Here is a 1018-nt window from a genome sequence, read left to right on the forward strand (position 1 = left end):
GGGCATCATGAACACCGACCCTTTTGGGCCGGGCAAGACCACGGGGCCCGCCGGCGTCGCCAAGGCCCACAAGCTGTCATCAAACGAGAATCCGCTAGGGCCCTCGCCGAAAGCGATCGAAGCCGCGCGCGAGATTGCCGGCAAGCTCGACATCTATCCCGACGGCACCGCCAGGCGGCTGCGCGAAGCGATCGCCGAGGTGCATGGCCTCAACCCTCAGAACATCATATGTTCCAACGGTTCCGACGAGATTCTCGGCCTGCTGGCGCAGACCTATCTGGCGCCCGGCGACGAGGCCGTCATCACCGAACACGCCTTCATGGTCTACAAGATCTACATCCAGTCGGCGGGTGCCGTTCCGGTGACGATCAAGGAAACAGATGAGCGCGCCGACATCGACGCCATCCTGGCCGCGGTCACGCCGCGCACCAAGATCGTGTTCCTCGCCAATCCCAACAACCCGACCGGCACCTATGTGCCGTTCCAGGAGGTGCGCCGGCTGCATGCCGGCCTGCCCAGGCACGTGCTTCTGGTGCTCGACGCGGCCTATGCCGAATATGTCCGCCGCAACGACTATGAGGCCGGCATCGAGTTGGTCGGCAGCACCGAGAACGTGGTGATGACCCGTACCTTCTCCAAGATCGGCCTCGGTGGCGCGCGGATCGGCTGGATGTATGCGCCGATGCATATCGTCGACGCCATCAACCGCGTGCGCGGTCCCTTCAACGTCAATGCGACGGCGATCGAGGCCGGTACCGCAGCCATCCGCGACCGCGCCCATGTCGAGCGCAGCGTGGCGCACAACGAGACCTGGCTTGCCTGGTTGAGCGAGGAATTCACAAAGCTCGGGCTGCGGGTAACGCCGAGCGTCGGCAATTTCGTTCTCATTCATTTTCCCGATGACCAGAAGCATTCGGCGGCGGCGGCGGACGACTATCTGACGGCGCGCGGCTATATATTGCGGCGCGTTTCGGGCTATGGCTTTCCCAACGCGTTGCGCATGACCGTCGGCACCGAA

Annotated in this window: 1 protein-coding gene; it reads left to right on the forward strand. The window is 63.8% G+C overall.

Annotation, left to right across the window (positions count from 1 at the left end):
- Positions 1–7 precede the first annotated feature (7 nt).
- Positions 8–1018: pyridoxal phosphate-dependent aminotransferase (locus tag EN939_RS35595; RefSeq protein ID WP_127271990.1), on the forward strand; the 1011-nt coding region annotated here is incomplete at its 3' end.

Origin of the sequence: Mesorhizobium sp. M7A.F.Ca.CA.002.05.1.1 (assembly GCF_003998335.1) — a bacterium.
GTDB lineage: Bacteria > Pseudomonadota > Alphaproteobacteria > Rhizobiales > Rhizobiaceae > Mesorhizobium.